This window comes from Pseudomonas fluorescens, from assembly GCF_902497995.1.
Lineage (GTDB): Bacteria > Pseudomonadota > Gammaproteobacteria > Pseudomonadales > Pseudomonadaceae > Aquipseudomonas > Aquipseudomonas fluorescens_BK.
On the sequence record NZ_CABVII010000013.1, the window covers coordinates 132421 to 155407 of the forward strand.

Genomic DNA, 22987 nt, shown 5'->3' on the forward strand with positions numbered 1-22987 from the left:
GCTGTTGCATTCTTGTAATCCAGACATCGCAAACGCGATCCCCTATGCCAGCTATAGTTAATGACCTTGGGGAAATGCGGGAATACCGATTTCGCAGGTGCTGCCATGAACAAAACCGATCTGACGCTAGCGTTCGCCCTCTGCCTGACCGCCACCGCCGCAGCCCATGCGGATGACCTGACCCCCACCACCGACTACAGCAGTGAATTCAACTATTACGGCGAAAACCAACCCTTCGCCCATCCCGTCCCACCCTCCCTGAGCTCTGTGCCGCCGCGGTCTTACATCCCCACGGCCCCGAGGGAATTCATCCCGATTGCGAGCCAGCATGTGTTCCACGACTCAAGATTGCCAACCGTCGCGGATGCCACCGTGCGGGTGTTCATCCGATCCTACGACGCGGAACGCGGCGTCTACGTCAACGAAGAAGTGCCCGACCCCAGCTGCCTGCTCGCCTGCCTTGGCGGCCAGGGACAGGCGAGTGAGGTTTACCACTGACGTTTGTCCGGGCGCGCGAGGCCGAGCTTTTCGATCCGGTAACGCAGCATGTCGCGGCTCAGGCCCAGCAGCCGTGCCGACTTGGTGACATTCCAGTCGGTCTTGTCCAACATCTTGCGCACCATGTCGCGCTCCACTTCCGGCAGGTTCATCGACTCGGTGCCGTTATAGGTCGGGCGCGGTTCGCTGTGTTGGGGTTCATGCTGGAACGCGAGTGGCTCATCCACCAGGCTCAGGCACACGTTCAACTGGTGGGTGGCAATGGTGTCACTCTGGGCCAGCAGCACGGTTTGCTCGAGCATGTTGCGCAACTCGCGCACGTTACCCGGCCAGCTGTAGTTGAGCAGCAACTCTTCGGCCTGGTCGCTGAAATGCAGGTGCGGCTTGCCATAGCGTTTGCCATGGCTCGCCAGGAAATGCCGGGCCAGCACCAGGATGTCTTCGCCACGGGCGTATAGCCGCGGCACCTTGATCGAGATGATGCGCAAGCGGAAGAACAGGTCGCGGCGGAACTTGCCCTGCTGGACCATCTGTTCGAGGTTGCAGTTGGTGGCGCTGATCACCCGCAAATCGACTTTGCGTTCCTTCACCGAACCGACCCGGCGAATGGTCCGGTCTTCGAGCAGCTTCAGCAGTTTGGCTTGCAGCAACAGATCCATTTCCCCGACTTCATCGAGAAACAGCGTACCGCCATCGGCCGCTTCCACCAGCCCGACGCGACGGTCCTTGGCGTCGGTGAAGGCGCCTTTCTCGTGACCGAACAGTTCCGACTCCACCAGGTTGGAAGGAATCGACGCGCAGTTGAATTCTATGAACGGGCCTTTGCTGCGCGGACCGTCGAAGTGCAGCGCCCGGGCCACCAGTTCCTTGCCGGTGCCGGTCTCGCCTTCGACGAGTACGGGCGGCAGATCGGTGTTGGCCATGCGCCGCTCGGCGTCGAGCAACTGGCCGATGGTGTTCTTCAGATACTGCATGGGCGCCGAGTCGCCGATCAATGCCTGCACCCCGGACTTCTGCGCTTCGCGCTCCTGATAGAACGACAGCGTGCGTTCCAGCCGCTCAGTGGCCAGGGCCTTGTCCAGCAACAGCTTGAGCTCCGGCAAGGCCACAGGCTTGGTGACGTAATGGAACGCCCCCTCTTTCATCGCCGCCACGGCATCTTCGACGTTGCCGTAGCCGGTCATCATGATCACTTTCAGATCCGGCGCGCTGATGCGCAGCTTCTGGATCAGGTCGTGCCCGCTCATGCCTGGCAGCGAATTGTCGGTCAGCACCACGTCAGGGACGAAGGTACTCAATTGCTCCAGTGCTTCTTCAGCCGAGTGGCAGACTGTCACCTCGAAGTCTTTGCGCTCCAGGTAGGTCTGGATATTCTCGGCGAGGAGTTCATCATCCTCGACCAGCAATATGCTGTGCTCCATATTCCCCTCCCGTTGCCACTTTGAAATTGAGACAGACGCGGGTTCCTTCCTGCTCCCGGCTGGTCAGGTCGACCGAGCCGTCGAAACGCTCCATTATTCTTTTGACCAGGACCAGGCCTACGCCCAACCCGCCTTGTTTGGTGGTGAAAAACGGCTTGAACACCATTTGTTGCTGCTGCTGGCTCATGCCCTTGCCGGTGTCACCCAGGGTCATGCACACCCGCCCGGGCTGCGGCGATTCGATGTCGATACTGAGCACGCCACCCTTGGGCATGGCTTCCAGGGCATTGGCGAACAGGCTATTGAGAATCTGCGTGAGCAATACCTGTTGGCTGATCACCGGTGGGCAACTCTGCGGCGTGAAACGCACTTCGACACCGCAGCGTTTGATCAGCGCGTGGTAGGCACTCAGGGTGTCGTCGATCGCCAGCACCAGCTCCACCGCTTCACCCTCGTCATTCACCGGCCGCAATGACACCAGCAACTCCCGGACCCAGCGCGACATGCGATCGACCTGACTGATAATGTCGCCGATGTTCTTCTGCGCGCCCTGGCTGGCGATTTCCTGGGCCAGTTCGGCGCTGGAGCGAATATTTGCCAGCGGGTTGCGCAGGCTGTGAGCCACCGCCGAGGACATTTCCCCCAGGGCAACAAAGGTCTCGTTGGTGATCAGCTGTTTCTGCTGGCTTTCGAGCAGCTTGGCCGCACGCCGCACTATCCAGAACAACGCCAGGTAAATCGCTGCACCGCCCAGCCCGGTCGCCAGCCAGATGGACTTGAAGCCGCGCTGGATGCGCGCCACCAGATCCACCGGTTCCTTGTAGATTTCCACCATGGCGATCACTTGGCTTTTGTCGGCATTGAACATCGGGATGTAATTCTCGATGAACAGATAGGCAGGCTCGCGCAACAATCTCTGCTCGGGGCGTTCCTCGACGATCTCGTGGTAGCTGGTGGACACCGACTCCTTCATGGCGAAGGACTCATCCAGCTCGTCATCGTCTTCAATGCGCACGCCGATCAACTGAGGGTTGGTCGACCAGACCACGGTGCGATCCTGGGCATACACCGTGGCCAGCAGAAGGTCCGGCAGATGTTTTACATGATCGAGAAACTCGACGCGGGCGGCGGCTCGGGTCGCCGGTTCGACGTCGGGATAAGCATGGTCCTGGCGCGGGTCGAGCATTTCGCCCATGGTTCGGTTCGGATTGATCGACGCATGGCGGATTTCGGCCTCACCCATCGCCTGAATGAACTGCGCGGTCAGCATGGAATCGCGTTCGACACTCTCGATCACCACGAATCGCGTGGAAACATAGCCCAACCCCACCGCCACGGCCGCGATGATGAAAAAGCTGCCGAAGGAGAACCAGCGCAGCAAATTGAACGGCCCGCGCCGGCCCTTGCGTTCTGTGTCCGGCGTCTGCAACGACGCCGCCGTTTTTTGTTGTTCCAGTGTCTGCATGGGTGGGTCCTGGATGCTTGCATCAAGCCTTTTCAGCCGTGTTTCGAATCAGTGTAGGTGGCGACGGATGGCGCCATTGATATTATTTAGCCGCTATTGCGTTTGCACCGCCTGTAACGGTTGCTGCCGTTCGGGCAGGCACGCAGGCTCGCTGTTCCCAGCGTCATCGCCAGAAGGACGCTCAAAGGCCTCAGGAAGCCAAACCGCTTGAAAGGGAACCGCGCTTTACTGTCCATCACCAGCCGCCTCGAAGTCATGAAGGGGTAATGGTGATGTGCAAGTAGCTCGCCAGATTTTTAACAGGTTTTACGAAGCACTAACCCATGACAAAACAGCGGCTTATCAACATCAATGTGCCATGTCCGGGAAGCCGCTGGGGAATGCCACCCGCTAACGGGGAAAGCTCACACCCATTTTTCAGAACAGCCGTTTGAATGAAAGACGGACAGTCGTGCCCTCGCCTTCGCGGCTTTGCAGGGTCACCGCGCCGCCGAAACGATCCATGATCCGCTTGACCAGCACCAGTCCGACCCCCATGCCACCGCGCTTGGTGGTGTAAAACGGGCGGAAGGCCATGTTGCGTTGTTCTTCGTTCATGCCTTTGCCAGTGTCGCTCACAACCACGCAAACGCCTTGGGCAACGATCGGCTCCAGGGTGATGGTGAGCGTGCCGCCCTTCTCCATCGCCTCCAGTGCATTGGCCAGCAAACTGTTGAGAATCTGCGTCAACTGCACCTGCTGGCTCAGGACCATGGGTGTTTCCTTGGGCTCGAACACGACCAGGACCGCGGCCTTGGCGATCTGCTGCTCGAAGGCCATGAGGCTGTCATGCAACGCTGCCACCAGATTGACCGGCTCCGCCTCGTCGTTGAGCGGGCGCAAGGATTGCAGCAGCTCCCTGACCCATTTCGACATGCGATCGACCTGGCCGATGATGTCGTTGATGTTCTTGCGCGCCGCGCCGCTGTCGAATTCCAGCGCCAGTTCAGCGCTGGAGCGAATGGTCGCCAAGGGATTGCGCAGGCTGTGGGCCACCGCCGACGACATTTCGCCCAGGGCGACAAAGGTTTCGTTGGTGATCAGTTGCTGCTGTTGTGCCGCCAGCAGCTTCGCGGCCCGACGCACGATCCAGTACAGCCCCAGGTAAATCAACCCACCGCCCAGGGCGGTGGCCAGCCAGATCAATACCAGGCCGCGCTCCATGCGACTGATCAGGTCCTTGGGCTCCTTGTAGATCTCGACCATCGCGGTGACTTTGTCGCCGTCGGCATCGAACAGCGGAATGTAGTTTTCGATGAAGATGTATTCAGGGGGCGTTACGAACTTCTGCTCCATGCGGCTATGGTCGACGCTGTGATAGCTGGCCGACACCGGGGTCTTGGAGGCAAAGGCTTGATCCAGGTCTTCGTCGGTATGGATCGTGGTGCCCATCAATGCCGGGTTGGTCGACCAGATCACCCTGCGGTCGGGGGCGTAGATGTTGGCCAGGATTACGTCCGGCAAGTGTGCGATATGGTCGAGGAATTCGCCACGGGCATTGGCCCGGGCCATGGGGTCGACGTCTGGAAAGTCCTTGTCCTTGCGAGGGTCGAGCAACTCGCCCATGGTCCGCACGTTGGGAATCGACACATGGCGTACCTCGGCCGAGGCAATCGCCTGAATGAACTGGGACGTCAGCAAGGCATCGCGCTGCACGCTCTCGGTAATCACGAACCGCGTGGAGACCGACCCCAGCGCCACGGCAACCGTGCCGATCACCGCCAGGCTGATTAGCGAAAACCAGCGCAACAGATTGAACGGCGGCTTGCGCGAGTGCAGGCAAGTATCGCCCTCCTGCGACAGGAGCGCTTTGATAGGCATGTTCATGGACATTTGTTCCCGACGTTTCCCCTATAGGGTTATAGCCCACTAATGGCCGTTTGCCCGATGTCGGGTTTTGGGGGCGGGTGTCGACAGTGGTGAACCTGAATGGGGTCGAGCTGAAGAAATATAATTACCTGTGGGAGCGGGCTTGCTCGCGAAGACGGTGGCCCAGTCAATATTGATGTCGCCCGACACACCGCTTTCGCGAGCAAGCCCGCTCCCACAGGTCCGCACATTAGCGCATCCCCTGCCCCTTACACCCGACATCCCCACCTGCCCCCAATGCTGGGGACAATGGCCCGCTCGCTGAAGCGAAGGCCTGACGGCGTTTGTCCGCCGCATGCCCGTGCCGCGGGCCTCTCAAGGTTGTTTTCAGCGATTGGTACGGAAGTTGCCGAAGCCCTCTCAACTGACCCATCCCCACGGGACAGGTACTCTGAGAGAGGGATTAACTCATGCACCCCTTACTGTCCAAAACTGCGGCCGCCCTGGTCGTGAGTGCTCTGGCCCAAGGCGTCGCCCAGGCAGCGTTGTACGCTGTCGACCCCGGACCTTACCTTCCCGCCAACGGCTCGTTCGCCGCCTGGTATCAGGACACCCACGGTCGGACCCTCGACCTGTGCCTGTCCAAGGCGGTCAGCTCCAGGGCTCCCGGTGCACCCGGCGCGCCGTCGTACATGTGTTCGTTGTTGCCGACCCCCGGCGTATTCGACGACGCACAACCGATCGTCTTCCCGACCAACTTCCCTGACGAAGCCTTCTGGTTCACCGCCGATGCGCAAATCGTCGATGCGGCCCGGGGTATCGACCTGTCGTTTGGTACCGCCATCGAAGCGGCTTTCGCTGCAGAAGAACCGGTCGAAGGCGACCAGCTCAGTTTCGCCCGCGTGCGCATTCGCATCGATGTGCCCACCGCCGGCACCTACGTCGTCACTCATCCCTATGGCGTCGATGTGTTCAACGTCGATGTGCCCGGGCGGCGGGCGATCAACATGACCCGCGACATCGGCATCGGCTCGCCGAAAACCTACGACGGCGCCCTGCGCGGTGACGTCGGCCCCTTCCTGCGCAGCGTCAATGGTCCCTACACCGAGACCAATCCACTGACCGGTGCGGCCGAGCAATTCATCGGCGACCCGAACCTGGAAGAGGCCATCACCGGCAGCCCGTTCAACACCAACTTCGTGCGCATCGAAGGGCCCAATGGCCTGGATTTGCGTACCACGCTGTTCAGCATCTCCGGCAAGTTGTCGACGGTGGTGCGGCCGACGCCGATGATCACCCAGCGCAGCACTTACTCGCGCAAAGCCGGTGCAAGCGCGCCGATCGCCCAGCAGGACGTGTTCGTCATGGCGCCCCCGCCGCCGGCGACTGCCGCCGTGACCAGCAGCAGCCCGGTGCTGAACATGAGCGAAGCCACCACCACCGGCAACTGGTACGCGCAGTCAGCGGTCAATCCGACCTTGCCGAGCATTGTGCAGGTGACCGCCGACAACCACGTGGCGATCCCCACCAGCACACCGACCACCCTGTCCATGGCGCTGACCGACCTGGTGGTGATCCAGCGTGCGGAGTACAGCCTCAGCAGCGGGCAACTGACCCTCGTGGCCTCGACCAGCGACGAGACTTCTCCGCCGGTGCTCACTGCTTCATCCGCCAGCGGAGCCGCCATCGGCGCCCTCAGTGGCGAAGGCGCGGTGAAAACCCTGGCCACCGGCATCTCGCCGATTCCACCGTCCAGGGTTCGCGTGACGTCATCCAATGGCGGCAGCGACACCGAAGAAGTGGTCATCGTGCAATGAACGCTCACATGCCCAGATCCTCATCAGGAGGCATCATGAACAATTGGCCACGCCTGGCGCTCAACGCCCTGGGACTGACTCTATCGCTGTCCGGCAGCGCGTTCGCGCAACTCGCCGCCGTCGACCCCGGCCCTTACACCTTTGCCACGGGGAAATTCCCCATGTGGTATCAGGACAACAATCAATTGAAGATGGAGTTGTGCCAGTCCCGGGCCGCAAGCTCGCGGGTGCCGGTCACCAACCCACCATCGTACATGTGCGTCCTGGCGGCGGAACCGGGCGTCTACGACGACGCCCAGCCGATGGTCTTCCCCGACAACTGGCCTGGAGAAGCTTTCTGGTTTGCGGCGGAGACCGCGATCCCGCAAGTCGGCAACAGCGGGTATGAACTGGAAGTGTACGTGGCCGCGATCGAGGCGGCATTCGGCGCCGAAACCCCGGTGGACGGTGACCAGGTCTCCTTCGCGCGGATTCGCCTGCGCGTCTCGGTGCCGACGCCCGGGGTCTATACCATCACCCACCCGTACGGGGTGGAAACGATCAACGTCACCACCACCGGCCGGCGCGCCATCAACATGACCCGGGACATCGGCATCGGTGCACCCGGTAATTTCAGCGGCGTGCTGAACGGCAACGTCGGCCCGTTCCTGCGCAGCGTGAATGGCCCCTACACCGAGATGAACCCGGACACCGGAACCGTCGAAACCTTCGTCGGCGATCCGAACCTCACCGAGCAGGTCACCGGCAGTCCCAACAGCACCAACTTCGTACGCATCCAGGGACCGGCCGGGACCATCGAGACCAACCTGTTCACGGTGTCCGGCAAAGTCCTCGACAACCGTGCCCAGACCCCGGTGGAAATCGACCGCGCCACCTATCGGCGCACCGGCACCGGCACGCGGGTCGAAGTCTTCGGTAAATCGGGCAACAGCTCGAACCTGTGTTTCCGTGAAAGCATTGCCCTGGTACCCGGCCCACCGCTGTCGCCGTGTCTGATCAACATGACCGCCGACAACAATGGCCTGTTCTTCGGCCAGCGTCAGTTCACCGGCAACGTGCCTCCGGTCGTGGTGGTCACCGCCACCAGCCCGACGGGTACAACCCGGCCGACGGCGGTATCGAGCAAGCTCACGGACGTGGTGAAAGTCCAGACCGCGCGCTACAACTGGAGCAATCACAGCCTGCTGATCGAGGCCACCTCCACTGACGAAGTGACGGTGCCGGACATGGTCGCCCAGGGTTACGGTCGTCTGTCGAAGACCGGCACCCTGCAACGCCTGACCGTTGCCGACCTGCAACAGCCACCCGCCACCGTGACGATCAAATCCGCCGCGGGCGGCAGCGATACCGAGCCGGTCGTGGTGGTCGGTTCGGCACCGGATACCGGCGAAAACAAGGCGCCACTGGCGGTGGCCGACACCGGCAGCACCAGCTTCGGGGTGCCGATCACCCTCAACCTGCTGGGCAACGACAGCGACCCGGACGGCAATACGCCGCTGAGCATCACCGCGCTGACCCAACCGGCCGCCGGCCAGGGCAGCGTGGCGTTGAGCGGCGCGGCAGCGGTGGTCTACACCCCGCCGGCCGTAGTCAACGCACCGCTGACCACGACGTTCACCTACAAGGCTCAAGACGTCAAAGGCCTGGCCTCGACCGCTCCGGCGACCGTGACCATCACCGTGGCGCCTAACCGGTCTCCGGTGGCGGTCGTCGACAGCATCGCGACCCTGGGCGTGGCGGTACCGATCAACGTGCTGGCCAACGACACCGATCCGGAAGGCAACGTGCCGTTAGCCGTCGCCAGCCTGACCCAGCCAGCGGCCGGTCGCGGCACCGTCAGCACTGACGGCAGCGTGATCACCTACACCCCACCGGCCACGGTCACCACGGCCTTCACCACGACCTTCACCTACATCGCCAGGGACAGCTTCGGCGCCCAGTCGGCGCCGGCTACGGTCACGGTGCAAGTCTCGCCAAGGCCTGCCGCGGAGACCTTCGCGGTGACCGCCGCCACCGTCCAGGCCCGCTCCAACAACCGTTTCAACTGGGACTTCTCGGGCACCTCTTCGGTGACTACGGGTAACACCATCACCGTCCAGGTGACGACCCCGAGCGGGCTGGTGACCCTGGGTAGCACCACGGTGCCGGTGACCGGACGCTGGCGGCTGACGGTGAGCAACAGCACCGCGGTGATCCCGTCGGCCAACCCGACGGCGACCATCCGCTCATCCCAAGGCACCGTGCGCACGGTCTCCGTAGCCGTGCAGTAAGCGCTCGCCCCACTGATCTGGATCGGTGGGGCAGGCCTCTTCCCAAAGGACAACGCCATGAAAACGTCGACCGCCGCCCTGCTCTGCCTGCTTCTGCTCTGCAGCAGTGCGGGCGCGGGCGCCGATGATTTGATGGAGAACGACGACCTGGCCCAAGGCTTCGACCTCGGCGAGATGCCCGCGCCGATTGGCCAGCAAGCGCTGATCGATCAGAACGGCCAGGCCAACGTCGCGCTGCTGCAGCAGAACGGCCAGTCGCTGCTCGGTCGCATCGTCCAGTCGGGGAGCAATCAGGAAGCGTACATCCTGCAGCAAGGCAGCGACCTGATGGCATTGATCACCCAGCAAGGTTCGGGCAACAACGCCCAAATCACGCAAAACGGCAGCCACAACCGCGCGCAGATTTCCCAGAACGGCAACAACAACGACGCCAGCATCGACCAGGCCGGCACGGGACTCTCGAGTGCCGTGACCCAGTCGGGAGACGGCATGAGCGTTTCGGTCAAACAGTATCGCTAAAGCATTGCACCACTTGGAGGTTTCATCATGTTCAAACTGACGCCCCTCACCGCCGCCATCCTGGTCATTGTCAGTGCCCAGGCGATGGCTGACGACAGCCTTTCCACCCAGAACCAGGTCGGGACGGCCAACATCGCCGAAGTGACGCAAATCCAGGCCAGTTTAAGTACCATCACCCAGACACAACTCGGCGAAGGCAACAACGCGGCTGCCAAGCAAGACAACGCCACCGGCACCATTACCCAGGATCATCTCGGTAATTACAACGCCGGCTACGCCGAGCAGCTGTACGAAAACGCCAGCACCATCACCCAGCAACAGGTCGGCGCCCAAAACACCAGCCATGCCAGCCAGTCGATCGGCTTGGGCGGCAACCAGGCGCTGCAACAACAGCAAGGCACCGGCAACTTCTCCTTCATCTACCAGGAAGGCCAGGACGGCAACACCGCCACCAGCGTGCAGCTCGGTGACGACAACCAGGCCAATATCGAGCAACTGCAGTACGGTACCGCCAACAACGCGACCGTCATCCAGTACGGCACCGCGAACTACGGAACTGCCGAACATGTCGGCCACGTGGCCGGCCAGATCAATATCAACCAGGCCGGCGAAGGCAACTACGCCTATGGCGACCAGAGTTTTGGTAACGACGGCACTGTGACCATCAACCAGCTGGGCGACATGAACGGCACCGAAGTCTGGCAGGATTCGCAAGTCGTCAGCAGCAAGGTCACCGTCGACCAGATCGGCCTGACCAACGAAACCATCGTCGACCAGAGCTTCGGCGAAAACAACGTCGCCCAGATCCTGCAAGTCGGCGACCTCAACGCGATCTACGCCGACCAGTTCGAGTCCATCGGCTCGACCCTGGCGCTCTACCAACAGGGCACCGGCAACGTGCACTTCACCTACCAGAGCGGCGACAGCCATGTGCTCAATGCCAACTCGGTGGGTAACGACAACAAGGTCTATGCCAGCAACTGGAAAGGCCCGCAAGCCGGTGGCCAGTTCGGTACCAACCAGCGTGCGACCGTCAACCAGCTCGGCAGCAACAACATCGCCAGCTTCACCCAGGCCGGCGCTGGCCAGATCATGACCACCAACCAGAACGGTACCGGCAACAAGACCACGGTCAGCCAGGCTGACAACTACAACGAGCTGTACTTCGACCAGAACGGCAGCGACAACATCCTCATCGCCTCGCAACGCGGCACCACCAACCTGGCCCAGGGCACCAGCAACGGTTCGGGCAACAGTACCGAGTACGATCAGTCGGGCATGGATAACCGGGCGTTCACTACGCAGTACGGGAGTGATAACCAGATCACTGTGAAACAGGCGGACAACATGAACGTGGCGTATGTGACCCAGGAGGGGACGGGAAACATTGCCCGTGTCGATCAGGGTGGGATGACGCAGATGGCGAATGTTCAGCAGTATGGGTCGGGTAACCAGGTGACTGTGTTGCAGCAGTAATTTCGTCAACAAAAAAAAACCGCGACTCTTTTTAAGGATCGCGGTTTTTTTTCGTCCACATGGACTGAGTGTGCGCCGGATCGAGCACGGTCGAAATTGATTGTCGGTTGTCAGGACGTCATCGCGACGTGGTCCACCTGACGAGTTCCTGTGGCTGAGGGATTAACCTTGGGGATCGAGGTTATCCAGTGCCCGGTTTACCGCCAGATCAGCCAGCATGATGACCTGCTGGATGCCCAACACCATGCTGCGTTGCGGCCCCTCGACGAATGTCGCGAAATCACTGGCCATGACACTCGCCGAAGCCAACGACTCACAGGCGTGGGCCAACAGGCTTTCGGTGTCGATGTCCGGGGCGATGACGAACATCGTGCTGGGGTTGTGGGGGGCGGAAATGTTGATCATGGCGGGTTTGAGGTGAAGGTTGGAAGTGCGGGCGGCGGTAGTGCTTTCGCTGTGTGATTCTGGGGGATTCGGTGTTGGTTTGGGCATGGTGAAGATCCTGTAGAAAATGAAACCACCATGACCTGTCGCTAAACAAGTAAGGGTGGCGGCTGTACGAAGGTTAGCGAACCGGGGGTACAGGAGAACCCGGCAGACCCGAAAGTCTCCGACGCACAGCCGCCATGATCAAATTGCAAGCATAGAAAAACCTGCAATAAAGATTGGAGTGCTGTTGTTCCCTGTTACTGTTCGGATCGCTAAACCCGATCGCTGAATTTGCAGCGATCCAGCAACGATAGAGTCAGGGCCCAGGGTGCACAAGCCGGCGGATTCTGCCGTAGTTGTAGGCAATGGCGCAAGGTGATGTAGCCTTCAAGTCAGTCCTACAGACAACTACTTGAACCCATAAAAGTCTGGTTGGCTGTCAGCCGCCTTCGCCGGCAAGCCGGTCTCGCTCCCACATTTTCTGATCGCTGTCGTGCATGGACTCTGTCTGCGCCGAGGATCCACTGTGGGAGCGGGCTTGCCCGCGAAGGCGGCGGCATAGTCAACATTTGTGCAAGCTGGACCACCGCTTTCGCTGGCAAGCCAGCTCCCACAGGGTCCGCGGATATTCGCAAAAGACCTGGTCGGCCCGAAGGCCGCCATGTCACTCATCCCCACCCTCAGGCACCACCTTGGCCTGAGTCAAATACCGATCCAGCGTCTCATCCTGCACCGGTGCAGTCTTATCCCCCGCCACCTGCCACATCTTGCGTTCAATCCCCTGGGCCAACAGATGCCCCACCGCCGCCTCGATCGCCGACAACACACACAACTGCGCCGGCTCGTTCGTGGTATACCCGACCTCGGCCTCAAGCAACTTCTTGAATTCGATAAACTTGAACACCCCGGCACTGCGGGCCACGGAGTAGATGGTCTTGCTGGTCATCACGTTGGCCAGGACCTGCCCGCTGCGCACATCCACCGCCCGCAGGTTTACCGTGACTTGATCCACCCGATACTCGCGGGAAATGTCGATGCCCAGGTAACGCGCCCCTTCCCCGCCGCTGCGCACGTTGGTGTCGTACGCAATGATCCCGCCCTCGAGCATCATGTTCGCCGCCTGCAACGGCGGCAGCTCACCCAGGATATTCACCGGCGTGTTCGGTTTTTTCTGCGAGGCGCGGATGATCTTGCGTTCGGTCAGCAGGTTCTGCAGCCCCTCACGTTCCAGCACCACGAACCAGCCACTGGACTGCAACGCATCCATCAACATGCTCGCCGCGCCCTGGGTCACGCTGGTGGAAAAGGAACTGGCCGGGGTCGGTTTGTACTGCCCGGTCTGATCCCGGAAGCCGTACACCACCGCCATCAACCGGCCTTTGGGGCGTGGCATGTTCAGCAAGTCGTAATAGGTCGACGCCCGAGGTGTCAGGGTCGGGGTTTCGGTGTCCTGCTCCGCCGACATCGGCTCGCGCAGACTGCACCCTTGTAATGCCGCCAACATCAGCCCTAGCGCAATGATCTTTTTCATGTCCTTGTCTCCCCGTCGACCGAGTCCCCTCAAGGGGCCAGTCCATTCACCTGGATTTCCGAAATTTCACCGCTCGCTCGATCGGTCACTTCAATAGTCAGTGCGCCGGAGTCGTCGATGACATTGACGATAAAAGCGTCGGTGGACAGGCTCCCCGTGTTGCCGGTGGAGATGTTGTCCAGCAACTGCCCCAGCAACCGCGATTGCAACTGGCTGCTGAAGCGTTCGAGGGCTGAGGTCCCGGCCAGCGAGGCCCGGTCTTTCAAGTCCGGATCGTCGTGGTCGTTTTGCGCCTGGGCATTGTTGAGCAGCCAGGTTCCGTTCAACGGGTTGCCGCCGAACGACGGGTTGATCGGCGTGTAGACCAGCTCCGTGGCCTGGACCAGGCCGCCACTGGCGAACCCGAGCAACCAGATTCCGGCCACTGACAGCCCGGAGCGGTGCAACAACGTTTTCGTTTTCATAATTCGTCCCTCTCAAGGTCCGTGGTGTCCTGCAACAAGGCTTCCAGCTTGCGTTTGACGATCTGCCCGCGCACCCAGTCGGCAGCGTCGGACGCCTCCTCCTTGAGGTCCACGGTGTTCGGCGGCAGGAAGCGCCGATACACCAAACGCTGTTGGTACTCCACCGTCACCAGGCTGCCCCAGCGTGCGGAAGGTCGTTCGCGTACCACCAGGTTGAAATCCATGGGGCTGGTGGCGCGCAGGCGTTCACTGAACGCGTAATAAAACTCGTGGCCGATGTGCGAGATGGTGTCATCGACGATAAAGCCCATCATTTCGTCCTCTTCGGCGGCCGCGGCAAAAGGCATCGCCAGCAGCAGGATCAGGGCCAGGCAGAATCTGTTCATGGCGTCACTCCTTGTGCAGACCGGGACGGACTTTTCGGCCCCGACGCGCCCTCGATGAACGCCTTTTCGGCCACGAACTGCCAGTCCTTGTAACTGGCCATGCCGGTGAAGTCCGACCATTGACTGGGGAAATCCGCCTGTTTGAGCGGCGTGTCCGTGGAGGGGCTGAAGAGGCCGGTGATGCGCCCGTCGAAACCGCGCATCAGGGTCCATTCACCGCCCCCGATCGGGTCCGGGTACAACTGGCGAATATGGTGTCTGGCGTTGGGGAAACGTTCGTCCTGCAACAGGTCCGCCAGTTCTTTGGGGTACTGCGCCAGGCCCGGCGAACTGCGGTAATAGCTGCGCAAGGCCTGGGCATACTGGGTACCGACCCAGAGCAACTGGCGTTCACGATCCCGGCGCGAGGCGCTCGACCATAATTCGCCGGCACTGGCCAGGCCCATGCCCATCACCATGATCAGGAACAACACGCCCAGGTAGGTGAAACCCGCCTCGTTCGAGGGCTTACCACTCGGCATAAAGGCTGCCATCACGCGCCCTCCCTGTAGCGCCGCTCTTGATATCGGCAACCCCGCCCGGAACACCGTCCGGCGGCGCCACCAGCACCCACAGGTCCTTGCGCTCGGCGATCGGGTCCATCGGCGGGTTGCGCAGGTAACGCTGCTCCACCAGTTGCTCGAGGGAATCGGGGTAGCGCCCGGTGTCGCCGTAGTAATGATCCAGCGCCTCGCGCATCGCCGACAGGCTCTGGCGCAGGGTGGTCTCCTTCGAGGCCTCGAGGCTGTTGAAATAGCGTGGCAAGGCGATGGTCATCAGGGTCGCGATGATTGCCATGACCACCATCAGTTCCAGCAGGGTAAAACCCTTTTCCCGACGCATAAGTCACCACTCCCGGTAGGCGATGCCGTTGAGACCCTTGCCGCGTGCCAGGGAGTAAACGTCAAAGACGTCTTCGCCCTCCCGCGGGTTTTGAGCCGTACTGTCATAGGCGCGCAAACCCCAGCCGCCTTCGTCGTCGCGCTTGACCGGGGCCAGCGGGTCATGGGGCACACGGCGCAGGAAATAGAACTTGGCGCCCTTGGCGCTGCGCACATCGCGCACGCCGTCCACCAGCACTTGCAGATTCGGTGGGTAGCCGCTGCTGTTCAGCGACTTCTCGATATAACCGGCGTCGAAGGCGCGTTTGTAGGCGTCGATGGCGTCGCGAATCCGGTACAGCGCCGTGCGCAGCTCCTGCTCCTTGCCCCGGCGCACTACAGTCTCGGTCAGCGGCGCGGCCATGCCGGCCAGCAGGCCGATCAGGGCCAGCGTCACCACGACTTCGATCAGGGTAAAACCGCGTTGCGAGGCGTTCATGATCAAGGCTTCTCGATAGCGACTTGGGTGGTGACAGCGACCGGCCGGTCGATGGCCTGAGGCGCAACGGAAGACTCCAGCCGCCGGTCCGGCGCCTGGATGTGCATGCTGGTTTCGGTGCCGGTGGGGAATTCCATGTCCGACGGGCTCTGGTACGGCAGGTTGCGCACGATCCGTGGGGTGATCGACAGCACCAGTTCCGACTTGCCGACGGTGTCCTTGTTGCTGCCGAACAAGCGGCCCAGACCTGGAATGTCACCCAGCCCCGGAATCTTGTTGCCGGTAGCGCCATGGTCGTTGCGCATCAGGCCGGCGAGGATCTGGGTTTCGCCGTCATGCAGACGCAGGGTGGTCTGGGCGTTGCGGGTGTCGACCTGAACCGGAATCGTGCCCTGGCGGGTCGGCTCCAGCGGGGTGGCGTTACTCACTTCCAGGGCGATCTTGATCGCCACTTCGTTGTTCAGGTGCACGGTGGGTTGCACTTCAAGTTTAAGACCGACATCCAGGTAGGTGACGCTTTCGGTGATCACCGGGCCCTGGGTCGACGGCACCGAGGTGGCGCTGATGATCGGTACCCGCTGACCGATGTGGATGCGTGCCTGTTCGCGGTTGCTGACGCGAATCACCGGACTGGCCAGGGTGTTGATGTCGTTGTCCTGGGCATTGATCTTGGCCTGGGGCGATGGATTGATGGTGATCCGGCCGGAGTCGATGCCTTTGAGCTGATCGAGCAAGGTCACTGCCGAACCGTCGCTGTTGAGCACGCCGAAGGTGTTCGGCCACTGCAGACCGAGGTCGAGAATCCGCTGGGTGGCGACTTCCATCACCTCCACTTCCAGCACCACTTCCGGGTTGGACTGGTCCTGGGATTGCAGGAGCTTTTCCGCCATGCGCACCGCGTCTTCGCTGTCGCGCATGGTCAACGTATTGAGGCGTTCATCGACGAACACATCGCGAGTCTTGAGCATGGTCTTGATCATGTTCAGCGCGGTGTTGGCATCGATGCTGGTCAGGTAGAAGGTGCGCATCACCAGCTCTTGATAGTCCTTGACCTTCTGCGGCGAGTCCGGATAGATCAGCAAGGTGTTTTCGTTCACCACTTTCTGGTGCAGCTGGTTCTGTTGCAGCAGCAATTCCACGGCGTCTTCGATGCGCACGTCACGCACGAAGATGGTGGCTTTCATGTCCGGACGCAGGTCCTTGTCGAAGATGAAATTCAAACCGGCGACCTGGGACAGCACTTCGAAGATCACCTTCAGGTTGGCGTCGCGAAACTCCAGGGTCACCGGCCGGTCGAGACGGGTGCGCAGTTGTGGGTAAGGAATCACGTTGCGGCTTTGCACCAGACGGATATTGCTTTGCAACTCCAGGGCGCCTTCATTCTTGGGGTCCAGTTCGAGGATCTGTTTGACCTGGCGATCGGCGCCGTATATGTCACCGCGACGCAGGTCGCCCCGGGCCAGTTCGAGTTTGTCATCGAGACTGCGCATGTGTTCGAGTTGGCGCAGGGAATCCTGGGCACGGCGGTTGTTGGGTTCGAGGGTCAACACCCGGCTATACGCCATGCGTGCCGAAGCGAAATCACGCTGGGCGCGATCCATGTCGCCCTGGGTCAACAACGCCGTCACTGCACGGGCACGGCCGCTGGTCAGGGCCAGGTGCAGCTCGGTGTCGCGAGGGTTTTCCTTGAGCCCTTCCTCGATACGGGCCAGACCGGCTTCGTACTGCCCCGACTCCATCAGGTCGGTCCCCTCCTGCTTGGCGACTTGCGCCGAACTGCACGCGACCAGCGCTGTGCACAGGCAAAGGCTCATCAGCGCTCCTAGCGTATTACGGCATGATCTGATCATTGCGTGCTCCCCACAGACAAGGTCTGGGACAAATGCAGAGGCAGGTAGATAAAGCTCAGTTCCACATCGGAAATGCCTTCGATCCGCCAGGTTTCGTCGATCACATCCCCTTTGCGCACGACGTATATTTTTTCGCCGTTCTGCAAAAACACTTGCAGGTCGGAACGGTCATCCAGCTTGCCGATGAACTGGAATGGCATCGGCGGTGCGCTGGGGGCTTGCACCACCGGGGTGACGTTGACGGGCTGTTCGGTGACCGTCGCAAGCGTCGGTGCAGCCTTCCAGCTGCGGGCGGCGAACAGGTCGCCAGCCGGGGTCAGGTCCTTGACCACCGGAGTTTTTTTGTTGGCAGCGGCCGCCGGCAGCGTGCCGCCGGCCTTGCCTTGGGCCGGGCTGACCACGGCGACCACCGAGTCATTGTCGTCCGTCGGCATCAGGTACCCGGGCAACCAGGTCAGCGCCGCCGCCACGCCGAAGAACGCCACCCAACCCACTACGCGCCTGGTATTCATCATGACCTCGACAGGTAAAGGGTCATGCGGATCCGCCCGGTCAGGTCGGTGTCGGCGATTTTCTTGCGCTGGAACTCCACGTCCTCCACCACCACCGCCGGCAACTGGCCGAGCAAGGCATGCAGGAAGCGCCGCAGTTGCGGGTAGCTGCCGCGCACCGGCAGCAAAATCTGATAGCGGGCCAGATGGGTCTTGGGGTCGATGCCCAGGGAATACTCGCCGCGGGCCAGGGTGATGCGTTCCTGGGCCGCCAGCGCGTAGATCTTGTCGATGGCAACCGTGGCCTGGGGCTGCGACGGCAGCTTGCTGCGAAAGTCGTCGAGCTGACGTTGCGGCACCACCGGGGCGGCGACACTGCCGTCTTCGACCCTGGACAGGTATTCGCCGGCTTCGCGGGTCTGCTGGCTGAGGGCTTGCAGCGCCTGCCAGTCCGGCATCAGGCCCACCAGGCCGTACATCAGTGCCAGCAGCAGCATTGCCAACCCGGCCAGACCGGGCACGCCCAGGCCTTGCAGGTATTCGTGGACGATCAATCTAGGGATTTGCATCACCGATCTCCCAAGCAGCCGACAGATTGAATTGCACCGGTTGCTCCGGTGATTTGACGAGGATTTCGTGGCTGAGCAGCGACACGTCGGACAGCTCGTCACTGGCTTCGAGGCGCTGGTGGAACGCGAGCATGGCTTCCAGATCCCGTGCCTCGGCGCTGATCCGCACCTGGCCTTTGCGCGCATCCGGAGTCAGGGTCAGCAAGGCGATGTCATCCCGGGGCAGGGTTTCGAGCATGGCGAACAGCCGTTCCCAGGGCCGACGCAGTTGCTGCGAAACCTTGCGCATCTCGGCCAGGTTCTGCGCCTGTTCCCGGGTCTCGGCCGGCGTCAGGCGGGTCTTGCTGCCGGTGTCGCCGGTGAGGACGCGCTGGGCGGTCTGCAGATGGCCTTGCTGTTGCGCGGCCTGTTCACTGAGGTGCTGCTGAATGAAACAGCAGGTCAGTGTCAGCACCAGGCCACCGGCCAGCAGGCTCCAGCCCAAGGGGCCCGAGCGGCGGCGCGGCTGGAAGTCGAGCATCAGGGCGCGCATGTCAGGCCACCGCCCGGGACATGACGTACAGAGCATCGCGTACGCCGGTCCGGTCTTCTTCGAGGGTGCGCAGCTGTACACCGGGTACGTCTGGCTGGACCTCGATCCGCGCCGGCGCATGCAGGTAGACGCTCAATGGCCGTTCACTGGTGGAGGCCTGCAGTTGGCTTTCGCGACCGATCAGCGCGGTCAGTGCGGCGTCGCTGTCGCCGGTGCCGACCGACCGCACCGCCGCCCAGCGCCCTTCCCGGGCCAGCAGCAACACACTGCGCACCGGCTCGGCGACCACGAACAGGAAGTCGCCGGCGTCGAGGCTTTTATCGAAGTGGTTGAAGGCGGCCATCAGGTACGGCTGCACCGAGCGCAAGCGCAGGCCGCGCCCGCTGACCAGGCTGCGCAGGCGCGCCAGCAGGTCTTGGGGCAGCGCGCTGGCGACACGGTCGTAACCCGCAGGCTCGGCCGACAACACCAGGTTCCAGGGTTGCGTCGGTACGCCGTAGAGGTCTTCGAAACACAGTTGGGCGAACCCCTGCAGTTCATCAGGGCTGCTGATCTGGTCGTTCCAGGGCACCAGGCAAAAACGGCTGAAGTGCCCGGAAATCACCACGCTCAATTCGGCACCGGGCCGGGTGTGTTCAGCCAGCAGACAATCGAGGGTGTCCAGGGCCACGGTCCAGGCATGGAAGCCTTCGTCGATAAAGCCGACGCTGCCCAGCCACAGGGTTTCGTTGCCCTTGCGCTGGCCGAGGCCAACACTGCTGGCGCCGAGCACGGCGACAAAACGATCACGAGACAAAAGTGACACGATTGATCTCCTCGAGCGTGGTCCGCCCCTCTGCAACCAGTTCCAGTGCCGACTGGCGCAACAGGCGCAAGCCACGTTTGCATGCGTGTGCCTTGATTTTCGAAACGGGTTGGCGCTCGACGATCATCTGCCGCAGCTCATCGTCCAGGTGCAGCAGCTCGGCGATCGCGGTACGCCCGCGGTAACCGGTGCCCCGGCAGTGGCCGCAGCCTTTGCCGTGGACGAAGTGGTAATGATCGACCTGCTGTGGATCGAGTCCGCTGAGGCGCAGTTCTTCCTCGGTCGGGTTGCTTGGCGCGCTGCAACTGGCGCAGACCAGACGGATCAGGCGCTGGGCCAGCACCGCATTGAGGGCGGAGACCAGGCTGTAAGGGTCGATTTCCATCTGGGTGAAACGGCCGATCACGTCGAATACGTTGTTGGCGTGGATGGTGGTGAACACCAAGTGCCCGGTGAGCGCCGACTGCACGGCGATCTGCGCAGTATCGGGGTCACGGATTTCACCGACCATGATCTTGTCCGGGTCATGGCGCAGGATCGAGCGCAGGCCACGGGCGAAGGTCAGGCCTTTCTTTTCGTTGACCGGGATTTGCAGCACCCCGGGCAGTTGGTATTCCACCGGGTCTTCGATGGTGATGATCTTGTCCACGCCGTGGTTGATCTCGGTGATCATCGCGTAGAGGGTGGTGGTCTTGCCGCTCCCGGTGGGACCGGTGACCAGCACCATGCCGTAGGGCTCGGCGGCCAGCCGGCGCAGCTGGCGCAGGGTGTGTTCTTCAAAACCCAGGGCCTGCAACTGCACGCCGCTGACCTTGTCCGCCAGGTCCTGTTTGTCCAGCACCCGCAGCACCGCGTCCTCGCCGAAAATGCTCGGCATGATCGACACCCGAAAGTCGATCTGCCGGCCGCTGATGCCGATCTTGAAACGACCGTCCTGGGGCACGCGTTTTTCGCCGATGTCCAGTTCAGCCATGACCTTGACCCGGGAAATCACCTGTTCGGCGAACTCGCTGCCCTGGATCTTGCTGATGTTGTTCAGCACCCCGTCAATGCGGTACTTGATCACCAGGCCGCTGCCGGTGGTGCCAAGGTGGATATCGCTGGCGTGCATTTTCAGCGCGTCGTACAGGGTCGAGTTGACCAGCTTGACCACCACGCTGGCGTCTTCGCTGATGCTGGTCAGGGACAGGCTTTGCAGGGTATCGATTTCGATGTTGGCGTCGGCCTGGGCGTTGAGCGATTCCACCGCGTGGAAGCTCTCTTCGTGCCGCGCCAGGTAGGCTTTCAGGTCGTCGGCGTGCACCAGGTACAGCGGCGCGCCGTGCAGGCAGTCGTCGATCCAGGCCAGGCGCGAGGTATCGAAGGGGTCGGCAAACACACCGATGACCGCCTCCGCGTGTCGCAGCAGGATGAATTCGCGCTTGAGGCATTGGGCCAGGGTGACCCGGTCGAACACCGGGGTGGCCTGAAACAGGCTGTCGGTGTCGAGCACCGGATAATGCAGGGTCGCGCCGAGGCACTGGATGAAGGGCATGGGGGCCAGTTCGCACAGCACCCCGAGGGCTTCCAGTACCCGCTCCCCGGAGCTGGTGGCCCGGGTCCGGGCCTGGGCCAGTTGCTCACTGGAAAAACGAGACGGTACAGCCTCCAACAGCGCCGGTTCGACGGCAAGGGATAGACGGTCCATGGCATGCTCTCCAACGCCGGGGGCTTTGAGCCCTGTCGACGCGGCGAGCCATGACAGCTTGTCGCGCCACTACTCCCCGGTGAGCAATTGTCCGTCGTCTGGTGCCTTGGAGGTCGATGGAATCCGTCGACGATCTGCCAGCACCCAACTGCCGTCGTACAACTGCAGCGGGAAACTTTCGGTCCTGCTCTGGCGTCGTTCGACAAAACCTTCGGCGGTGCCCATGCCTGTTTTGGGTTCGCGCTCCATGCCCAGAAGATCGCAGACTGCCCGGGCCAATTCCGCCAATGGAAAGGGTTTGAACAGGATATGACTGACTCCGAGTTGCCGGGCCCGCTCACAGACTTCAGCGGTTGGGTGCCCCGTAATCAGTACAAAATGGCAATTCCTGTTCCGGCGGACAGCATCGAGCACCTCAAAGCCTTCCATATCGGGCAAGCGGTAATCGAACACCATCACATCGGGTGCGAACCGTTCGGCTTCGCCGATACCCGTCGCACCGTCATGTGCAATCCGGACGTCCAGCGCTTGCGCCTGAAGGTAATCCTTGAGGTTTTCGGCAAGGAGCTGTTCGTCTTCGACAACCAGTACTTTGTTTAACAAGGTCGACTCCTTGAAACCGCAGGTCCGATGTTCCAGCCCTGGGAGTGCGTCCCTTGACAGGACTAATGCACACTTCATGCCAGGCTGGGCGCCGGTATTATTATCTCTTCATGTCCTTGAATTTGAAGACAATGCCTTATCGTCCAGGACCCCCTTCCCCCAAAGGCGGGGAAGTACATGGATTGGCACTGAAGTTCTTTCCCCACTGTTGGGGGGGAAACGTTCAATCATCGTCAATCCGCTCGATTCGACTGCTGGAGCGTAACTGCGCCAGAACGTCTCGACGAGCCTGAGCCTGTTGTTGCCGGGCAAGGTACGTCCGGACCCTGTCAAGCCCTTGCTGCTCTGAGACATCGGTCGCCTCCCGGTGATTCTGCTCCAAGCGTAGTCGCGCGTCTGCAACTGTGGAAGCGTCGGCATCCTGTGTCTCTTTGATCAGGATATGCCGAGCCTGGACTTCCTCCGGCCGGCTCATCTGGGCGCGATGCTCTTCATAGAAGGCGCGGACCTGCTTTTCGTCCGGCCCGGCGACCTGGGTCAGGTCGGCGAACACCTGGCGGGCAGCGAGTTCTCGGCGGGTGTACTCGATATAACCGGCTTCGTCGAAGCCGGCGTCTTCCAGGCGCCGGGCGAACTTATCGGCATCGCCGATGGCCTGCCGGGTCTGGTCGACCTGGCTGTGCACCCTGGCGTCGCTGATCACCACCCCGCGCTTGACCGCTTCCTGCCACAGCAACTCGCGGTCGATCAGCGCATCGAGGGCGGCCTGACGCAATTGCTTGTAGGCCTTGGGATTGCGGATATTGCCCACTGCCCGGCCCTGATCTTCCAGGTACTCGGCGAAATAACGCTCCAGGCGCCATTCGGAAATGTCCTCGCCATTGACCCGTGCCGCGACCGGGCCGTTGCCGCAAAACGCCACGGGCGCCCACATCGCCAGCAGGATCAGCACAGTGTTGAGTTTCAT

23 protein-coding genes are annotated in these 22987 nt (G+C 61.8%); 5 read left to right on the forward strand and 18 right to left on the reverse strand.

What is annotated here, in order from left to right:
* Positions 1-105 precede the first annotated feature (105 nt).
* Positions 106-498, forward strand: coding sequence for a hypothetical protein (locus F8N80_RS16860; RefSeq protein ID WP_150746066.1), 393 nt, complete (start codon positions 106-108; stop codon positions 496-498).
* Here the strand turns inward: F8N80_RS16860 and F8N80_RS16865 are convergent.
* The 3 genes from F8N80_RS16865 to F8N80_RS16875 form a co-directional block, all read right to left on the reverse strand.
* On the reverse strand, positions 489-1919 hold the full coding sequence (locus tag F8N80_RS16865; protein WP_150746065.1) for a sigma-54-dependent transcriptional regulator: 1431 nt from the start codon (positions 1917-1919) through the stop codon (positions 489-491). The genes F8N80_RS16860 and F8N80_RS16865 overlap by 10 nt on opposite strands.
* A complete protein-coding gene (locus F8N80_RS16870) occupies positions 1888-3384 on the reverse strand; it encodes a sensor histidine kinase (RefSeq protein WP_150746064.1) in 1497 nt (498 codons plus the stop codon). The genes F8N80_RS16865 and F8N80_RS16870 overlap by 32 nt, the downstream gene beginning before the upstream one ends.
* Positions 3385-3801: 417 nt before the next feature.
* Positions 3802-5250, reverse strand: coding sequence for a sensor histidine kinase (locus tag F8N80_RS16875; protein ID WP_150746063.1), 1449 nt, complete (start codon positions 5248-5250; stop codon positions 3802-3804).
* A gap of 452 nt (positions 5251-5702) precedes the next feature.
* Between F8N80_RS16875 and F8N80_RS16885 the strand changes: the two genes are divergently transcribed.
* Genes F8N80_RS16885 through F8N80_RS16900 form a run of 4 tightly spaced genes read left to right on the forward strand, consistent with a single transcriptional unit; the run spans position 5703 to position 11314 of the window.
* On the forward strand, positions 5703-7049 hold the full coding sequence (locus tag F8N80_RS16885; protein ID WP_150746062.1) for a hypothetical protein: 1347 nt from the start codon (positions 5703-5705) through the stop codon (positions 7047-7049).
* Positions 7050-7084: 35 nt separating this feature from the next.
* The gene (locus F8N80_RS16890) at positions 7085-9319 is read left to right on the forward strand and encodes an Ig-like domain-containing protein (RefSeq protein WP_150746061.1); all 2235 of its coding nucleotides are present in this window, start codon (positions 7085-7087) and stop codon (positions 9317-9319) included.
* Positions 9320-9376: 57 nt separating this feature from the next.
* Positions 9377-9838, forward strand: coding sequence for a curlin (locus F8N80_RS16895; protein WP_150746060.1), 462 nt, complete (start codon positions 9377-9379; stop codon positions 9836-9838).
* A gap of 27 nt (positions 9839-9865) precedes the next feature.
* Entirely contained in the window at positions 9866-11314 is a 1449-nt protein-coding gene (locus F8N80_RS16900) for a curlin (protein WP_150746059.1), read from the forward strand.
* Positions 11315-11476: 162 nt separating this feature from the next.
* Here the strand turns inward: F8N80_RS16900 and F8N80_RS16905 are convergent, their stop codons facing one another.
* From F8N80_RS16905 to F8N80_RS16980, 15 genes are all read right to left on the reverse strand, one after another.
* Positions 11477-11806: a DUF6124 family protein gene (locus F8N80_RS16905; protein ID WP_150746058.1), complete on the reverse strand. Its 330-nt coding sequence runs from the start codon at positions 11804-11806 to the stop codon at positions 11477-11479.
* Positions 11807-12407: 601 nt separating this feature from the next.
* On the reverse strand, positions 12408-13274 hold the full coding sequence (locus F8N80_RS16915) for a CsgG/HfaB family protein (protein WP_150746056.1): 867 nt from the start codon (positions 13272-13274) through the stop codon (positions 12408-12410).
* A 29-nt stretch (positions 13275-13303) separates the two neighbouring features.
* Positions 13304-13738, reverse strand: coding sequence for a curli assembly protein CsgF (locus F8N80_RS16920; protein ID WP_150746055.1), 435 nt, complete (start codon positions 13736-13738; stop codon positions 13304-13306).
* On the reverse strand, positions 13735-14124 hold the full coding sequence (gene csgE, locus F8N80_RS16925) for a curli production assembly/transport protein CsgE (protein WP_150746054.1): 390 nt from the start codon (positions 14122-14124) through the stop codon (positions 13735-13737). Before csgE ends, F8N80_RS16920 begins: the two co-directional genes overlap by 4 nt.
* Complete coding sequence (locus F8N80_RS16930) at positions 14121-14657, reverse strand: type II secretion system protein (protein ID WP_150746053.1); 537 nt, start codon at positions 14655-14657, stop codon at positions 14121-14123. The genes csgE and F8N80_RS16930 overlap by 4 nt, the downstream gene beginning before the upstream one ends.
* Positions 14632-15006 (reverse strand): type II secretion system protein, encoded by a 375-nt coding sequence (locus F8N80_RS16935; RefSeq protein ID WP_150746052.1) that lies wholly within the window; start codon positions 15004-15006, stop codon positions 14632-14634. Before F8N80_RS16935 ends, F8N80_RS16930 begins: the two co-directional genes overlap by 26 nt.
* A 3-nt stretch (positions 15007-15009) precedes the next feature.
* Positions 15010-15483, reverse strand: a complete 474-nt coding sequence (locus F8N80_RS16940) for a type II secretion system protein (protein WP_150746051.1) — start codon at positions 15481-15483, stop codon at positions 15010-15012.
* 2 nt (positions 15484-15485) lie between these two features.
* Positions 15486-17333 (reverse strand): secretin N-terminal domain-containing protein, encoded by a 1848-nt coding sequence (locus F8N80_RS16945; RefSeq protein WP_150746050.1) that lies wholly within the window; start codon positions 17331-17333, stop codon positions 15486-15488.
* Positions 17330-17845 (reverse strand): hypothetical protein, encoded by a 516-nt coding sequence (locus tag F8N80_RS16950; RefSeq protein WP_150746049.1) that lies wholly within the window; start codon positions 17843-17845, stop codon positions 17330-17332. Before F8N80_RS16950 ends, F8N80_RS16945 begins: the two co-directional genes overlap by 4 nt.
* Complete coding sequence (locus tag F8N80_RS16955) at positions 17845-18393, reverse strand: GspMb/PilO family protein (protein WP_150746048.1); 549 nt, start codon at positions 18391-18393, stop codon at positions 17845-17847. The genes F8N80_RS16950 and F8N80_RS16955 overlap by 1 nt, the downstream gene beginning before the upstream one ends.
* Positions 18380-18925: a PilN domain-containing protein gene (locus F8N80_RS16960; protein WP_150746047.1), complete on the reverse strand. Its 546-nt coding sequence runs from the start codon at positions 18923-18925 to the stop codon at positions 18380-18382. Before F8N80_RS16960 ends, F8N80_RS16955 begins: the two co-directional genes overlap by 14 nt.
* 1 nt (position 18926) lies before the next feature.
* Positions 18927-19730 carry a hypothetical protein gene (locus F8N80_RS16965; RefSeq protein ID WP_150784298.1) on the reverse strand — a complete coding sequence of 268 codons (804 nt, stop codon included), beginning with the start codon at positions 19728-19730 and terminating at the stop codon, positions 18927-18929.
* On the reverse strand, positions 19711-21417 hold the full coding sequence (locus F8N80_RS16970; protein WP_150784299.1) for a GspE/PulE family protein: 1707 nt from the start codon (positions 21415-21417) through the stop codon (positions 19711-19713). Before F8N80_RS16970 ends, F8N80_RS16965 begins: the two co-directional genes overlap by 20 nt.
* A gap of 69 nt (positions 21418-21486) precedes the next feature.
* Positions 21487-22020, reverse strand: a complete 534-nt coding sequence (locus F8N80_RS16975; RefSeq protein WP_150746044.1) for a response regulator — start codon at positions 22018-22020, stop codon at positions 21487-21489.
* A gap of 223 nt (positions 22021-22243) precedes the next feature.
* Complete coding sequence (locus F8N80_RS16980) at positions 22244-22987, reverse strand: SurA N-terminal domain-containing protein (RefSeq protein WP_150746043.1); 744 nt, start codon at positions 22985-22987, stop codon at positions 22244-22246.

What these genes read in the sequence shown, in the direction of transcription:
- F8N80_RS16860 (WP_150746066.1), top strand. Translation starts at nt 106, where the DNA reads ATGAACAAAACCGATCTGACGCTAGCGTTCGCCCTCTGCCTGACCGCC.
- F8N80_RS16865 (WP_150746065.1), bottom strand. Translation starts at nt 1,919, where the DNA reads ATGGAGCACAGCATATTGCTGGTCGAGGATGATGAACTCCTCGCCGAG.
- F8N80_RS16870 (WP_150746064.1), bottom strand. Translation starts at nt 3,384, where the DNA reads ATGCAGACACTGGAACAACAAAAAACGGCGGCGTCGTTGCAGACGCCG.
- F8N80_RS16875 (WP_150746063.1), bottom strand. Translation starts at nt 5,250, where the DNA reads ATGAACATGCCTATCAAAGCGCTCCTGTCGCAGGAGGGCGATACTTGC.
- F8N80_RS16885 (WP_150746062.1), top strand. Translation starts at nt 5,703, where the DNA reads ATGCACCCCTTACTGTCCAAAACTGCGGCCGCCCTGGTCGTGAGTGCT.
- F8N80_RS16890 (WP_150746061.1), top strand. Translation starts at nt 7,085, where the DNA reads ATGAACAATTGGCCACGCCTGGCGCTCAACGCCCTGGGACTGACTCTA.
- F8N80_RS16895 (WP_150746060.1), top strand. Translation starts at nt 9,377, where the DNA reads ATGAAAACGTCGACCGCCGCCCTGCTCTGCCTGCTTCTGCTCTGCAGC.
- F8N80_RS16900 (WP_150746059.1), top strand. Translation starts at nt 9,866, where the DNA reads ATGTTCAAACTGACGCCCCTCACCGCCGCCATCCTGGTCATTGTCAGT.
- F8N80_RS16905 (WP_150746058.1), bottom strand. Translation starts at nt 11,806, where the DNA reads ATGCCCAAACCAACACCGAATCCCCCAGAATCACACAGCGAAAGCACT.
- F8N80_RS16915 (WP_150746056.1), bottom strand. Translation starts at nt 13,274, where the DNA reads ATGAAAAAGATCATTGCGCTAGGGCTGATGTTGGCGGCATTACAAGGG.
- F8N80_RS16920 (WP_150746055.1), bottom strand. Translation starts at nt 13,738, where the DNA reads ATGAAAACGAAAACGTTGTTGCACCGCTCCGGGCTGTCAGTGGCCGGA.
- csgE (WP_150746054.1), bottom strand. Translation starts at nt 14,124, where the DNA reads ATGAACAGATTCTGCCTGGCCCTGATCCTGCTGCTGGCGATGCCTTTT.
- F8N80_RS16930 (WP_150746053.1), bottom strand. Translation starts at nt 14,657, where the DNA reads ATGGCAGCCTTTATGCCGAGTGGTAAGCCCTCGAACGAGGCGGGTTTC.
- F8N80_RS16935 (WP_150746052.1), bottom strand. Translation starts at nt 15,006, where the DNA reads ATGCGTCGGGAAAAGGGTTTTACCCTGCTGGAACTGATGGTGGTCATG.
- F8N80_RS16940 (WP_150746051.1), bottom strand. Translation starts at nt 15,483, where the DNA reads ATGAACGCCTCGCAACGCGGTTTTACCCTGATCGAAGTCGTGGTGACG.
- F8N80_RS16945 (WP_150746050.1), bottom strand. Translation starts at nt 17,333, where the DNA reads ATGATCAGATCATGCCGTAATACGCTAGGAGCGCTGATGAGCCTTTGC.
- F8N80_RS16950 (WP_150746049.1), bottom strand. Translation starts at nt 17,845, where the DNA reads ATGAATACCAGGCGCGTAGTGGGTTGGGTGGCGTTCTTCGGCGTGGCG.
- F8N80_RS16955 (WP_150746048.1), bottom strand. Translation starts at nt 18,393, where the DNA reads ATGCAAATCCCTAGATTGATCGTCCACGAATACCTGCAAGGCCTGGGC.
- F8N80_RS16960 (WP_150746047.1), bottom strand. Translation starts at nt 18,925, where the DNA reads ATGCGCGCCCTGATGCTCGACTTCCAGCCGCGCCGCCGCTCGGGCCCC.
- F8N80_RS16970 (WP_150784299.1), bottom strand. Translation starts at nt 21,417, where the DNA reads ATGGACCGTCTATCCCTTGCCGTCGAACCGGCGCTGTTGGAGGCTGTA.
- F8N80_RS16980 (WP_150746043.1), bottom strand. Translation starts at nt 22,987, where the DNA reads ATGAAACTCAACACTGTGCTGATCCTGCTGGCGATGTGGGCGCCCGTG.